The organism is Salmonella sp. SAL00653, assembly GCF_046552515.1.
GTDB classification, from domain to species: Bacteria; Pseudomonadota; Gammaproteobacteria; order Enterobacterales; family Enterobacteriaceae; genus Salmonella; species Salmonella enterica.
Genome location: NZ_JBGDTY010000003.1, coordinates 312,512 through 326,416 on the forward strand (window position 1 = coordinate 312,512; position 13,905 = coordinate 326,416).

The 13,905-nt window shown below is 52.7% G+C and carries 15 protein-coding genes; 13 read left to right on the forward strand and 2 right to left on the reverse strand.

The features are described 5' to 3' along the window. Nucleotides 1-20: 20 nt before the first annotated feature. Both otsB and otsA read left to right on the forward strand, forming a co-directional pair. The gene (otsB, locus tag ACLJRU_RS06245) at nt 21-824 is read left to right on the forward strand and encodes a trehalose-phosphatase (RefSeq protein WP_000840114.1); all 804 of its coding nucleotides are present in this window, start codon (nt 21-23) and stop codon (nt 822-824) included. Beyond that, entirely contained in the window at nt 799-2,220 is a 1,422-nt protein-coding gene (gene otsA / locus ACLJRU_RS06250; RefSeq protein WP_000089037.1) for an alpha,alpha-trehalose-phosphate synthase, read from the forward strand. Before otsB ends, otsA begins: the two co-directional genes overlap by 26 nt. A gap of 17 nt (nt 2,221-2,237) precedes the next feature. Here the strand turns inward: otsA and uspC are convergent, their stop codons facing one another. Together uspC and ACLJRU_RS06260 are read right to left on the reverse strand one after the other, a co-directional pair. Beyond that, nucleotides 2,238-2,666 (reverse strand): universal stress protein UspC, encoded by a 429-nt coding sequence (gene uspC / locus ACLJRU_RS06255; protein ID WP_000122606.1) that lies wholly within the window; start codon nt 2,664-2,666, stop codon nt 2,238-2,240. Further along, entirely contained in the window at nt 2,663-2,779 is a 117-nt protein-coding gene (locus tag ACLJRU_RS06260; protein WP_001540260.1) for a hypothetical protein, read from the reverse strand. The genes uspC and ACLJRU_RS06260 overlap by 4 nt, the downstream gene beginning before the upstream one ends. 681 nt (nt 2,780-3,460) lie before the next feature. Between ACLJRU_RS06260 and flhD the strand changes: the two genes are divergently transcribed. From flhD to cheZ, 11 genes are all read left to right on the forward strand, one after another. Then, the gene (flhD, locus tag ACLJRU_RS06265; RefSeq protein WP_001518146.1) at nt 3,461-3,802 is read left to right on the forward strand and encodes a flagellar transcriptional regulator FlhD; all 342 of its coding nucleotides are present in this window, start codon (nt 3,461-3,463) and stop codon (nt 3,800-3,802) included. After that, complete coding sequence (gene flhC / locus ACLJRU_RS06270; RefSeq protein ID WP_000605987.1) at nt 3,799-4,383, forward strand: flagellar transcriptional regulator FlhC; 585 nt, start codon at nt 3,799-3,801, stop codon at nt 4,381-4,383. The genes flhD and flhC overlap by 4 nt, the downstream gene beginning before the upstream one ends. A 124-nt stretch (nt 4,384-4,507) precedes the next feature. Next, entirely contained in the window at nt 4,508-5,395 is an 888-nt protein-coding gene (gene motA, locus ACLJRU_RS06275) for a flagellar motor stator protein MotA (protein WP_000906312.1), read from the forward strand. Continuing rightward, nucleotides 5,392-6,321: a flagellar motor protein MotB gene (motB, locus tag ACLJRU_RS06280; RefSeq protein WP_000795653.1), complete on the forward strand. Its 930-nt coding sequence runs from the start codon at nt 5,392-5,394 to the stop codon at nt 6,319-6,321. Before motA ends, motB begins: the two co-directional genes overlap by 4 nt. A 4-nt stretch (nt 6,322-6,325) precedes the next feature. Next, nucleotides 6,326-8,341 (forward strand): chemotaxis protein CheA, encoded by a 2,016-nt coding sequence (gene cheA / locus ACLJRU_RS06285; RefSeq protein ID WP_000061303.1) that lies wholly within the window; start codon nt 6,326-6,328, stop codon nt 8,339-8,341. 20 nt (nt 8,342-8,361) lie between these two features. Continuing rightward, a complete protein-coding gene (gene cheW / locus ACLJRU_RS06290; protein ID WP_000147295.1) occupies nt 8,362-8,865 on the forward strand; it encodes a chemotaxis protein CheW in 504 nt (167 codons plus the stop codon). A gap of 236 nt (nt 8,866-9,101) precedes the next feature. Continuing rightward, the gene (gene tar / locus ACLJRU_RS06295; protein ID WP_000483265.1) at nt 9,102-10,763 is read left to right on the forward strand and encodes a methyl-accepting chemotaxis protein II; all 1,662 of its coding nucleotides are present in this window, start codon (nt 9,102-9,104) and stop codon (nt 10,761-10,763) included. Nucleotides 10,764-10,916: 153 nt separating this feature from the next. Beyond that, a complete protein-coding gene (gene cheR, locus ACLJRU_RS06300) occupies nt 10,917-11,783 on the forward strand; it encodes a protein-glutamate O-methyltransferase CheR (RefSeq protein WP_000204362.1) in 867 nt (288 codons plus the stop codon). Then, nucleotides 11,780-12,829 carry a protein-glutamate methylesterase/protein glutamine deamidase gene (gene cheB, locus ACLJRU_RS06305; RefSeq protein ID WP_000036389.1) on the forward strand — a complete coding sequence of 350 codons (1,050 nt, stop codon included), beginning with the start codon at nt 11,780-11,782 and terminating at the stop codon, nt 12,827-12,829. Before cheR ends, cheB begins: the two co-directional genes overlap by 4 nt. Before the next feature lie 17 nt (nt 12,830-12,846). Beyond that, nucleotides 12,847-13,236, forward strand: coding sequence for a chemotaxis response regulator CheY (cheY, locus tag ACLJRU_RS06310; RefSeq protein WP_000763861.1), 390 nt, complete (start codon nt 12,847-12,849; stop codon nt 13,234-13,236). Between the two features lie 10 nt (nt 13,237-13,246). Beyond that, entirely contained in the window at nt 13,247-13,891 is a 645-nt protein-coding gene (gene cheZ / locus ACLJRU_RS06315) for a protein phosphatase CheZ (RefSeq protein WP_000983585.1), read from the forward strand. The last annotated feature ends 14 nt before the right edge of the window (nt 13,892-13,905 follow it).

Here is a 13,905-nt window from a genome sequence, read left to right on the forward strand (position 1 = left end):
ATGATAAGGAGGAGACCAGGGTGGCAGAACCGTTAACCGTATCCCCCGAACTCACTGCGAACTATGCGTATTTTTTTGACCTTGATGGCACATTGGCAGAGATAAAGCCTCATCCCGATCAGGTAGTGGTACCGCATAAAATCCTTCAGTTGTTAGACCGTCTCGCGGCGCACAACGCAGGGGCACTGGCATTGATTTCAGGGCGTTCAATGACTGAGCTGGATGCTTTGGCGAAGCCTTTTCGCTTTCCGCTCGCTGGCGTTCACGGAGCAGAGCGTCGTGACATCAATGGTAAAACCCATATCGTGCGCCTTCCTGAAGCGGTAGTCCGTGAGGTGGAGGCGTTATTACGTTCGACGCTTGTAGCGCTGCCCGGAACGGAGCTGGAGACGAAGGGGATGGCGTTTGCGCTGCACTACCGTCAGGCTCCGGAACATGAAGCGGCGCTGTTGGCACTTGCGCAACACGTTACGCAGCACTGGCCGCAACTGGCGTTGCAGCCTGGTAAATGTGTTGTGGAAATCAAACCTAAGGGAACCAATAAAGGCGAAGCGATTGCCGCCTTTATGCAGGAGGCGCCCTTTGCGGGACGGATTCCCGTTTTTGTGGGCGACGATTTGACCGATGAGGCTGGCTTTGGCGTGGTGAATCACGCTGGCGGAATTTCCGTAAAAGTGGGCGTCGGGGCAACCCAGGCGGCATGGCGGCTGGAAAGCGTACCCGATGTCTGGCGCTGGCTGGAACAAATCAATTATCCACAACAAGAACAACAAGTAATGAATAACAGGAGAGATGGCTATGAGTCGTTTAGTCGTAGTATCTAATCGAATTGCTCCCCCGGATAATAAAGGCGGCGCCGGCGGCCTCGCCGTTGGCGTGCTTGGCGCGCTAAAAGCGGCTGGCGGGTTGTGGTTCGGCTGGAGTGGCGAGACAGGTAACGAGGATGAGCCATTAAAAAAGGTGACAAAAGGTAATATTACCTGGGCATCGTTTAACCTGAGTGAACAAGATTACGAAGATTATTACTGTCAATTTTCCAATGCGGTTCTCTGGCCTGCGTTCCACTATCGTCTGGACCTGGTACAGTTTCAGCGTCCTGCATGGGAAGGCTATATGCGGGTGAATGCGTTATTAGCGGATAAGTTATTGCCCCTCATTAAAGAGAACGACATCATTTGGGTGCATGACTACCACCTGTTACCGTTTGCCAGCGAGCTGCGTAAACGCGGCGTGAACAACCGAATTGGTTTTTTCCTGCATATTCCATTCCCGACCCCGGAGATTTTTAACGCTTTACCGCCGCATGATGAACTGCTGGAGCAGTTGTGTGACTTTGATCTGCTAGGGTTCCAGACCGAAAATGATCGCCTGGCTTTTCTGGATAGCCTTTTGAGTCAAACGCGAGTCACGACTCGCAGTGGCAAGCAGCATATCGCGTGGGGTAAAGACTTCCAGACAGAAGTGTATCCTATCGGTATTGAGCCCGATGAGATTGCTCTGCAGGCTGCCGGGCCGTTGCCGCCAAAACTGGCGCAGCTCAAGGCGGAACTGAAAAATGTGAAGAATATTTTTTCCGTTGAGCGGCTGGATTATTCGAAAGGGCTGCCGGAACGTTTTCTGGCGTATGAAGCGCTACTGGAAAACTATCCGCAGCATCGGGGAAAAATTCGTTATACCCAAATTGCGCCTACGTCACGCGGCGAAGTACAGGCATATCAGGATATTCGCCACCAGCTTGAGACGGAAGCAGGCCGGATTAATGGGAAATATGGACAATTGGGCTGGACGCCGCTCTATTATCTGAATCAACATTTCGACCGTAAACTGTTAATGAAGATATTCCGTTATTCAGACGTCGGGCTCGTCACCCCGTTGCGTGACGGGATGAACCTGGTGGCGAAAGAATTTGTCGCCGCGCAGGACCCCGCTAATCCTGGCGTACTGGTACTGTCACAGTTTGCCGGCGCGGCGAATGAACTGACGTCGGCGTTAATCGTCAATCCTTACGATCGGGATGACGTGGCGGCGGCGCTCAATCGCGCGTTAACGATGCCCCTTGCCGAGCGTATTTCGCGTCATGCGGAAATGCTGGACGTGATCGTTAAAAATGACATTAACCGCTGGCAGGAGCGTTTTATTCATGACCTAAAGGAGGTCACGCCGCGTAGCCCTGAGCGTCAGCAGCAGAACAACGTGGCGACGTTCCCTAAGCTGGCCTGAAATATCGCGAGCGGCGACTAGTCGCCCGCTAACGGTACCAGCAACACATCTACCTGGCTGGCGCTGACGACACTTTTTGCCGAGCAGGACGCGCGCGAAAAGAAACTGTGGTTATGGTTGCCGCAAATGACCAGATCAACATGGTGTTTGCGGCACACAGCCAAAATATGCTGGCTTAACTCACCTGATGCGATGAAAGTTTGTTCAATCGGATAATCCGCCTTTTCCCCCAGCATCTTAAGAAAATTCTCGGTTTCCTCATGCATAACCGCGCGTAAATCCTCCATCATGGGCGCGGCGAACTGGTTATACAGTTCAGGATCGGAAGCGAGAGTAATCAGGCTTACTTTCGCCTGAACAGGGCGGGCGATAGAGACCGCTTTAGCCAGTAGCTGGTGACTTTCCGGGGTGACGGCAACGGCGACAAGAATATGGGTGTAGCTCATAACTCGCTCCTTGATTGCAAGAATATGAGATTGTGCTTTAGCTTTACTCTGTTTATCGCATTTCTGCAATGCGGTAATGCCACATTAATGTGAAGGACATCATAATTAATCATTAATTATTCTTATGTAAAGAATCGTGGCATAAGACACTTTTTACACACCACTAGGATGCTTTATTTAAACGGGTGAACAAGGAAAGCTAAAAGTTAAATCAAATGAGCTTATTTTTAACAGAGGAGGGCGTATGCTGTGACGAGATTAATTAATAACGTTTAATATTTAAGCCACTGTTTACTAAAGGTAAAATAAAATCGTTTCTAAAATAGAAATAATAGCCTGTTATCTATTATCCTGGCGTTATTTTAACAGAGAGAAACAAAAAAGAATTTGGTGTTGACGTACCCCTATTCAGCAGTGTGGACTAGAAAAAGTGAACATTAGGTTATTAATTAAACAAAGTAAAAGCCATGCTGATGGTTTTATCGTAAGTATCCTGTTAAAATATGTGATCTGCATCACATATTTTCTAAAATCGCCGTCCCGCTCCGTTGTATGTCACGAAGCTGACGAGTAGAGTTGCGTCGATTAGGAAAAATCTTAGGCATTTGTAAAAATTGATGTAAACGTGTAAGGCGAATCTCAGTGGGAAGCTGCGTTATACGTCACAATGTCCACAATGTCTGAGCGCTGCTATGCATTTGACCTTTTTGCTTCTTTTACCGGGCCTTCCCGGCGACATCACGGGGTGCGGCTACGTCGCACAAAAATAAAGTTGGTTATTCTGGATGGGAACAATGCATACATCCGAGTTGCTAAAACACATTTATGACATCAATTTGTCATATTTACTCCTTGCACAGCGTTTGATCGTCCAGGACAAAGCATCTGCGATGTTCCGCCTCGGTATCAACGAAGAGATGGCAAACACACTGGGCGCGTTGACCCTGCCGCAGATGGTCAAACTGGCGGAGACGAACCAGTTAGTTTGTCATTTCCGGTTTGACGATCATCAGACGATCACCCGTTTGACTCAGGATTCGCGCGTCGATGATTTACAGCAGATTCACACAGGTATCATGCTTTCAACGCGTCTGCTCAATGAAGTGGACGATACGGCGCGTAAGAAAAGGGCATGATAATGAGTGAAAAAAGCATTGTTCAGGAAGCTCGCGATATCCAGTTGGCGATGGAGTTGATTAATCTTGGCGCTCGTCTACAAATGCTGGAAAGCGAAACACAGCTCAGCCGTGGTCGCCTCATCAGGCTGTACAAAGAATTACGCGGTAGCCCGCCGCCTAAAGGGATGCTGCCATTTTCGACAGACTGGTTTATGACCTGGGAGCAAAATATTCATGCCTCCATGTTCTGCAACGCCTGGCAATTTTTACTGAAGACCGGTTTATGCAGCGGTGTGGATGCGGTGATTAAAGCTTATCGGCTTTACCTTGAGCAGTGTCCGCAACCGCCTGAAGGGCCGTTGTTGGCGCTGACTCGCGCATGGACGCTGGTGCGTTTTGTTGAAAGTGGGTTGCTTGAATTGTCGAGCTGTAACTGCTGCGGTGGGAACTTTATTACCCATGCGCATCAGCCCGTAGGCAGCTTTGCGTGTAGTTTATGCCAGCCGCCATCCCGCGCAGTAAAAAGACGTAAACTTTCCCGAGATGCTGCCGATATTATTCCACAACTGCTGGATGAACAGATCGAACAGGCTGTTTAACCGAAACGGTGTGGACAAACACTCCAGCAGCGGTAAGTCATTACCGCTGCTTTTTTTTGCCTTGCCTTCGCATTAATCGCCCGACTGCGCATCCTGTCATAGTCAACAGCGGAAGGATGATGTCGTGCTTATCTTATTAGGTTACCTGGTGGTTATCGGTACAGTTTTCGGCGGTTATGTCATGACCGGCGGACACCTTGGGGCACTCTATCAACCTGCTGAACTGGTCATCATTGGCGGCGCGGGGATAGGGGCGTTCATTGTCGGCAACAACGGGAAGGCCATCAAAGGCACGATGAAAGCGATCCCGTTGTTATTTCGTCGTTCGAAATACACAAAATCTATGTACATGGATTTGCTGGCGTTGCTCTATCGCCTGATGGCCAAATCACGCCAGCAGGGGATGTTCTCCCTTGAACGCGATATTGAAAATCCGAAAGAGAGTGAAATCTTCGCCAGTTATCCGCGTATTCTGGCCGATGCGGTAATGCTTGATTTTATTGTCGATTATCTGCGCCTGATCATCAGCGGCAACATGAATACGTTCGAAATTGAAGCGTTGATGGATGAAGAGATTGAAACCCATGAAAGCGAGGCGGAAGTCCCGGCCAACAGTCTGGCGATGGTGGGGGATTCGCTGCCTGCCTTTGGTATCGTCGCGGCGGTAATGGGGGTGGTTCACGCTCTGGCTTCAGCCGATCGTCCGGCAGCGGAGTTGGGGGCGCTGATTGCCCATGCCATGGTAGGTACGTTCCTCGGTATTTTACTGGCTTATGGATTCATTTCACCGTTAGCGACCGTTTTGCGCCAGAAGAGCGCCGAAACTACCAAGATGATGCAGTGCGTAAAAATTACACTGCTGTCTAATCTGAACGGCTATGCGCCGCCGATTGCCGTGGAATTTGGTCGTAAAACGCTTTATTCCAGTGAGCGTCCATCGTTTATTGAGTTGGAAGAACACGTTCGCGCAGTGAGAAACCCAAACCAGCAGCAGACGACTGAGGAAGCATGAAAAATCAGGCTCATCCCATTGTCGTCGTAAAACGCCGCAGGCACAAACCGCACGGCGGCGGGGCGCACGGTTCCTGGAAAATTGCCTACGCCGATTTTATGACGGCGATGATGGCTTTTTTTCTGGTGATGTGGCTGATTTCCATCTCCAGCCCTAAAGAATTAATTCAGATTGCCGAATATTTTCGTACGCCGTTGGCCACCGCGGTAACGGGGGGGAATCGGATTGCCAATAGCGAGAGCCCGATACCAGGCGGCGGCGATGATTACACCCAACAGCAGGGTGAAGTGGAAAAGCAGCCGAATATCGACGAGCTGAAAAAACGGATGGAGCAGAGTCGCTTAAACAAACTGCGCGGCGATCTGGATCAACTGATCGAATCCGATCCCAAACTGCGCGCGTTACGTCCGCATCTGAAAATTGATTTAGTTCAGGAGGGGTTGCGCATCCAGATTATCGACAGCCAGAACCGCCCGATGTTTAAAACCGGCAGCGCCGAAGTTGAGCCGTATATGCGCGATATCCTGCGTGCGATTGCGCCAGTGTTAAACGGTATACCTAATCGCATTAGCCTGGCCGGCCATACCGATGACTTTCCCTACGCGAACGGCGAAAAAGGCTATAGCAACTGGGAGTTATCCGCCGATCGCGCCAATGCCTCTCGTCGCGAACTGGTCGCTGGCGGGCTGGATAACGGAAAAGTATTACGGGTGGTTGGCATGGCCGCCACGATGCGGCTGAGCGATCGCGGTCCTGATGACGCCATCAACCGCCGTATAAGCCTGCTGGTGTTAAACAAACAGGCGGAACAGGCCATTTTGCATGAAAACGCTGAAAGCCAGAATGAGCCGGTAAGTGTATTACAACAGCCTGCGGCAGCCCCGCCGGCAAGCGTACCCACATCGCCAAAAGCGGAACCGAGGTGATAGCGTGAGCATGGATATTAGCGATTTTTATCAGACATTTTTTGATGAAGCTGACGAGCTGTTGGCTGATATGGAGCAGCATCTGCTGGATTTGGTGCCGGAATCCCCGGACGCTGAACAACTGAACGCCATTTTTCGCGCGGCGCACTCCATTAAAGGCGGCGCGGGCACATTCGGCTTCACTATTCTGCAGGAAACCACACATTTAATGGAAAACCTGCTGGATGAAGCCCGACGCGGTGAAATGCAGCTCAATACCGACATTATCAACCTGTTTTTGGAAACGAAAGATATTATGCAGGAACAGCTCGACGCCTATAAAAACTCCGAAGAGCCGGATGCCGCAAGCTTCGAATATATCTGCAATGCGCTACGCCAGTTGGCGCTGGAGGCGAAAGGCGAAACCACGCCGGCGGTCGTAGAAACCGCGGCACTAAGCGCGGCGATCCAGGAAGAGAGCGTAGCCGAAACCGAATCGCCTCGTGACGAGAGTAAACTGCGCATTGTACTTTCACGGTTGAAAGCCAATGAGGTCGATCTGCTTGAAGAAGAGTTGGGCAATCTGGCTACTCTGACGGATGTCGTTAAGGGGGCGGATTCACTGTCGGCAACTCTGGATGGCAGCGTCGCGGAAGATGACATTGTCGCGGTGCTCTGTTTTGTCATCGAGGCCGATCAGATCGCTTTTGAAAAAGTGGTCGCCGCGCCGGTTGAAAAAGCGCAAGAGAAAACCGAGGTAGCGCCGGTAGCGCCTCCGGCAGTCGTTGCGCCAGCCGCCAAAAGCACGGCCCATGAACATCATGCGGGGCGTGAAAAACCTGCGCGTGAACGCGAGTCCACCAGCATTCGCGTGGCGGTAGAGAAAGTGGATCAGCTCATAAACCTGGTCGGCGAGTTAGTGATTACCCAGTCAATGTTGGCCCAGCGTTCTAATGAGCTGGACCCGGTAAACCACGGCGATCTCATTACCAGTATGGGTCAGTTACAACGTAACGCCCGCGACTTACAAGAGTCGGTGATGTCGATTCGCATGATGCCTATGGAATATGTCTTCAGCCGTTTCCCGCGTCTGGTACGCGATTTAGCGGGCAAACTGGGCAAGCAGGTAGAGCTGACGCTGGTGGGGAGCTCCACTGAACTTGATAAAAGCCTGATCGAACGCATTATCGACCCGCTGACGCACCTGGTGCGCAACAGTCTCGACCACGGGATTGAAATGCCGGAAAAACGCCTTGAGGCGGGGAAAAATGCTGTCGGCAACCTGATTCTTTCCGCAGAACATCAGGGCGGGAATATTTGTATTGAAGTGACCGATGACGGCGCGGGGCTTAACCGTGAGCGTATCCTGGCGAAGGCCATGTCGCAGGGGATGGCGGTGAATGAAAACATGACCGACGATGAAGTAGGCATGTTGATCTTCGCGCCGGGATTCTCAACTGCGGAACAGGTCACGGATGTCTCCGGTCGCGGCGTTGGCATGGATGTGGTGAAACGTAACATTCAGGAGATGGGCGGTCACGTTGAGATCCAGTCAAAACAAGGCTCCGGCACCACGATTCGTATTCTGCTGCCGCTGACACTGGCCATCCTTGATGGGATGTCGGTTCGCGTGGCGGGGGAAGTTTTTATCCTGCCGTTAAATGCGGTGATGGAGTCGCTGCAACCGCGTGAAGAGGATCTTCATCCGCTGGCGGGCGGCGAACGGGTTCTGGAAGTTCGCGGCGAGTATTTGCCGCTGGTCGAATTGTGGAAAGTGTTTGACGTGGACGGGGCGAAAACCGAAGCCACGCAGGGCATTGTTGTGATCCTGCAAAGCGCGGGACGCCGTTACGCGCTGCTGGTCGATCAGCTCATCGGTCAGCACCAGGTGGTGGTCAAAAATCTGGAAAGCAATTATCGCAAGGTACCGGGGATTTCCGCCGCGACGATCCTGGGCGACGGCAGCGTCGCGCTGATTGTTGATGTTTCCGCATTGCAGGGTTTAAACCGCGAACAACGTATGGCGATCACAGCCGCCTGATTGAGTGAGAAGGGAATAATATGACCGGTATGAGTAATGTAAGCAAACTGGCCGGCGAGCCGTCAGGTCAGGAATTCCTGGTGTTTACACTGGGAAATGAAGAGTACGGCATCGATATCCTGAAAGTGCAGGAGATCCGTGGCTATGACCAGGTGACGCGCATCGCCAATACACCGGCCTTTATAAAAGGGGTGACTAACCTGCGCGGCGTGATTGTCCCCATTGTCGATCTGCGCGTGAAATTCTGCGAAGGCGACGTTGAGTATGATGACAATACGGTAGTGATCGTACTGAATCTGGGGCAACGTGTCGTCGGGATAGTGGTAGACGGCGTGTCTGACGTACTGTCGTTAACGGCGGAACAGATCCGTCCGGCGCCAGAATTTGCCGTGACCTTGTCAACAGAATATTTGACGGGATTGGGCGCGCTCGGCGAGCGTATGCTGATTCTGGTGAATATCGAAAAACTGCTTAACAGCGAAGAGATGGCGCTGCTGGATATCGCAGCATCACACGTCGCGTAATAACGTTGCCGGATGGCGTCGCGCCATTCGGCAATATTCACCGTTATGCTTCCACCAACGGTGAGAGTGCCTCTTCACCGCCCGCGCCCAGCCCCTGCATTTTGCGCCGACATCGCCGCTGCGACACTGTTATTGTCAATATCGTCTTCCGGAACAACGTATTTCCTTTTTGCAAAAGTAAAGTTATCACCGCAGGTGCCGATAACGTTGATAACTCGTTATCAGGAAGGTGCCTTATGTTTAACCGTATCCGCGTTGTCACAATGCTGATGATGGTGCTGGGGGTTTTCGCACTGCTACAGCTTGTTTCCGGTGGTTTGCTGTTTTCTTCATTACAGCATAACCAGCAAGGTTTTGTTATTTCTAACGAATTACGTCAGCAACAAAGCGAACTCACGTCGACATGGGACTTAATGCTGCAAACGCGCATTAACCTGAGCCGCTCCGCCGCACGCATGATGATGGACGCTTCTAACCAGCAGAGCAGCGCCAAAACGGATTTACTCCAGAATGCAAAAACGACCCTCGCACAGGCGGCGGCGCACTACGCCAATTTCAAAAACATGACGCCATTGCCAGCGATGGCGGAGGCCAGCGCGAACGTCGATGAAAAATATCAGCGCTATCAGGCCGCATTAGCCGAACTTATTCAGTTTCTGGACAATGGCAATATGGATGCCTACTTCGCCCAGCCAACCCAGGGAATGCAAAACGCGTTGGGCGAGGCGCTGGGCAATTACGCCCGGGTGAGCGAAAACCTGTACCGCCAGACATTTGATCAAAGTGCTCATGACTACCGTTTTGCGCAATGGCAACTGGGGGGTCTTGCGGTCGTGCTGGTGCTGATTTTGATGGTGGTTTGGTTCGGCATTCGTCATGCCCTGCTTAACCCATTAGCGCGAGTGATTACTCATATCCGTGAAATTGCCAGCGGCGATCTGACGAAAACGCTCACCGTCTCAGGACGTAATGAAATTGGCGAACTGGCGGGAACGGTTGAACATATGCAACGCTCGCTGATTGACACCGTGACGCAGGTTCGTGAAGGTTCGGATGCGATTTATTCCGGCACCAGTGAAATTGCCGCCGGTAATACCGACCTCTCTTCCCGTACCGAACAGCAGGCCTCCGCTCTGGAGGAGACGGCGGCCAGCATGGAACAACTGACGGCCACCGTGAAGCAAAACGCCGATAATGCCCGCCAGGCTTCGCAACTGGCGCAAAGCGCCTCCGAGACCGCGCGTCATGGCGGCAAAGTGGTCGACGGCGTGGTAAACACCATGCACGAAATTGCCGACAGTTCGAAAAAAATCGCTGACATTATCAGCGTTATCGACGGTATTGCCTTCCAGACTAACATTCTGGCGCTGAACGCGGCGGTAGAAGCAGCGCGCGCGGGAGAGCAGGGACGCGGTTTTGCGGTCGTGGCAGGCGAGGTGCGTAATCTGGCCAGCCGCAGTGCCCAGGCGGCGAAAGAAATAAAAGCGTTGATTGAAGATTCCGTCTCGCGTGTCGATACCGGTTCAGTGCTGGTGGAAAGCGCCGGGGAAACCATGACTGACATCGTCAATGCCGTTACGCGCGTCACGGATATCATGGGCGAAATCGCCTCCGCCTCGGATGAGCAAAGCCGGGGTATCGATCAGGTCGCTTTGGCCGTTTCCGAAATGGATCGCGTAACGCAACAGAACGCCTCGCTGGTTCAGGAATCCGCAGCGGCCGCTGCCGCGCTGGAAGAGCAGGCCAGCCGTCTGACCCAGGCGGTATCGGCTTTCCGCCTGGCATCGCGACCGCTGGCGGTAAATAAACCTGAGATGCGTTTATCTGTGGATGCTCAGTCCGGCAATACGCCGCGGCCCTTAGCCGCCGGGGATGATGCGAACTGGGAAACCTTCTGATCGACGTGCGCTGTCGGTTCTCGATTAATTTGCGAACCCGCCGATACATTTCGTCTGGTTCGCATAGATAAAAGCAAAAAATGTGTAATACGGGAAGCATGGCGCTGCCGCAGGGCGCGCCCGTTGTACTTTGAATGTGATTAAGAAGGCGCTATGACATCATCTCTGCCCTCCGGGCAAACGTCAGTATTGTTACAGATGACACAGCGCCTCGCGCTGTCCGACGCGCATTTTCGTCGGATATGTCAATTAATCTACCAGCGTGCAGGGATCGTGCTGGCCGACCATAAGCGGGATATGGTTTATAACCGCCTGGTCCGTCGGCTGCGTGCCCTGGGACTGGATGATTTTGGCCGTTATCTCAGTATGCTGGAGGCTAATCAAAACAGCGCTGAGTGGCAGGCTTTTATCAACGCTCTGACTACCAACCTGACCGCTTTTTTTCGCGAGGCGCACCATTTTCCCATCCTTGCGGAACATGCGCGTCGCCGCCACGGCGAGTACCGCGTCTGGAGTGCGGCGGCATCGACAGGAGAAGAACCTTACAGTATCGCCATTACGCTGGCGGATGCGTTAGGGATGGCCCCCGGTCGCTGGAAAGTATTCGCCAGCGATATTGATACTGAAGTGCTGGAAAAAGCGAGAAGCGGTATTTATCGCCTCAGCGAACTGAAAACGTTATCGCCGCAGCAGCTACAACGTTACTTCATGCGCGGTACGGGGCCGCATGAAGGACTGGTGCGCGTGCGTCAGGAACTGGCCAATTATGTTGAATTTTCCTCCGTTAATTTATTGGAAAAGCAGTACAACGTACCCGGTCCCTTTGACGCGATTTTTTGCCGTAACGTCATGATCTATTTTGATAAAACGACTCAGGAGGACATTCTGCGCCGTTTTGTTCCACTCCTTAAACCTGACGGACTGTTGTTTGCCGGTCACTCAGAAAACTTTAGCAACCTCGTGCGCGAGTTTAGCCTGCGCGGACAGACGGTGTATGCGCTAAGTAAGGATAAAGCATGAGTAAAATCAGGGTATTGTCAGTTGATGATTCCGCGCTAATGCGCCAAATCATGACTGAAATTATTAATAGCCATAGCGATATGGAGATGGTGGCGACTGCGCCGGACCCGTTGGTCGCCAGGGATCTCATCAAAAAATTTAATCCGGACGTATTGACCCTGGACGTTGAGATGCCGCGTATGGACGGCCTCGATTTTCTGGAAAAACTGATGCGCCTGCGACCGATGCCGGTGGTGATGGTCTCTTCGCTGACCGGGAAAGGTTCTGAAGTGACGCTACGGGCGCTGGAGTTGGGGGCCATCGATTTTGTCACCAAACCGCAGCTTGGCATTCGTGAAGGTATGCTGGCGTATAGCGAGATGATCGCCGAAAAAGTGCGTACCGCCGCGCGGGCCCGCATCGCCGCACATAAACCGATGGCGGCCCCGGCAACCTTAAAAGCCGGTCCGCTGCTCAGTTCGGAAAAACTGATTGCTATCGGCGCTTCAACGGGCGGTACTGAAGCTATCCGACATGTGCTGCAACCGCTGCCGCTTTCCAGTCCGGCAGTGATTATTACGCAGCATATGCCGCCTGGCTTTACCCGCTCGTTTGCCGAGCGTCTGAATAAACTCTGTCAAATCAGCGTGAAGGAGGCGGAGGACGGCGAACGCGTATTGCCAGGTCATGCCTACATTGCGCCCGGCGACAAGCATATGGAGCTGGCGCGTAGCGGGGCGAATTATCAAATCAAAATTCATGATGGCCCGCCGGTAAACCGGCATCGGCCTTCCGTGGATGTGCTGTTTCATTCGGTGGCGAAACACGCGGGGCGCAACGCCGTAGGCGTCATTCTTACGGGGATGGGCAACGATGGCGCCGCTGGAATGTTAGCGATGTACCAGGCTGGCGCCTGGACCATTGCGCAAAACGAAGCAAGTTGTGTGGTGTTCGGCATGCCGCGCGAGGCCATCAATATGGGTGGCGTAAGCGAAGTGGTCGATCTTAGCCAGGTAAGCCAGCAGATGCTGGCGAAAATCAGTGCCGGACAGGCGATACGTATTTGAACCAGGAGTAGTATTTTATGGCGGATAAAGAGCTTAAATTTTTGGTTGTGGATGACTTTTCGACCATGCGTCGTATCGTGCGCAACCTCTTAAAAGAGCTTGGATTTAACAATGTGGAAGAGGCCGAAGACGGCGTCGATGCACTGAACAAGCTCCAGGCGGGCGGCTTTGGTTTTATTATCTCCGACTGGAACATGCCGAATATGGATGGCCTGGAGCTGCTGAAAACCATTCGCGCCGATAGCGCCATGTCGGCGTTACCCGTGTTGATGGTCACGGCGGAAGCCAAAAAAGAGAATATTATCGCCGCCGCACAGGCTGGCGCCAGCGGTTATGTCGTAAAACCGTTCACCGCAGCGACTCTGGAAGAGAAGCTCAACAAAATCTTTGAGAAACTGGGCATGTGAGGATGCGATGATGATGCAACCATCTATCAAGCCTGCTGATGAAGGCTCAGCAGGAGACATCATTGCGCGCATCGGTAGTCTGACCCGAATGCTGCGCGACAGCCTGCGTGAACTGGGGCTGGACCAGGCGATTGCCGAAGCGGCGGAGGCGATCCCTGATGCGCGCGACCGTCTGGATTACGTCGTCCAGATGACGGCGCAGGCGGCGGAACGCGCGCTAAACAGTGTCGAAGCCTCGCAGCCGCATCAGGATGCGATGGAGAAAGAGGCGAAAGCGCTAACCCAACGTTGGGACGAGTGGTTTGACAATCCGATCGAGCTTGCCGACGCCCGTGAACTGGTGACGGATACGCGCCAGTTTCTCAGGGATGTCCCGGGCCATACCAGCTTTACTAACGCGCAACTGCTGGACATCATGATGGCGCAGGATTTCCAGGATCTGACGGGTCAGGTGATCAAACGCATGATGGACGTGATTCAGGAGATTGAACGCCAGTTGTTAATGGTGCTGCTGGAAAACATCCCGGAACAGAGCGCGCGACCAAAACGCGAGAACGAAAGCTTGCTCAACGGCCCGCAGGTGGATACCTCGAAAGCTGGCGTCGTTGCCAGTCAGGATCAGGTGGACGACCTGCTGGACAGTCTTGGCTTTTAAGCTTTTTTGACCTG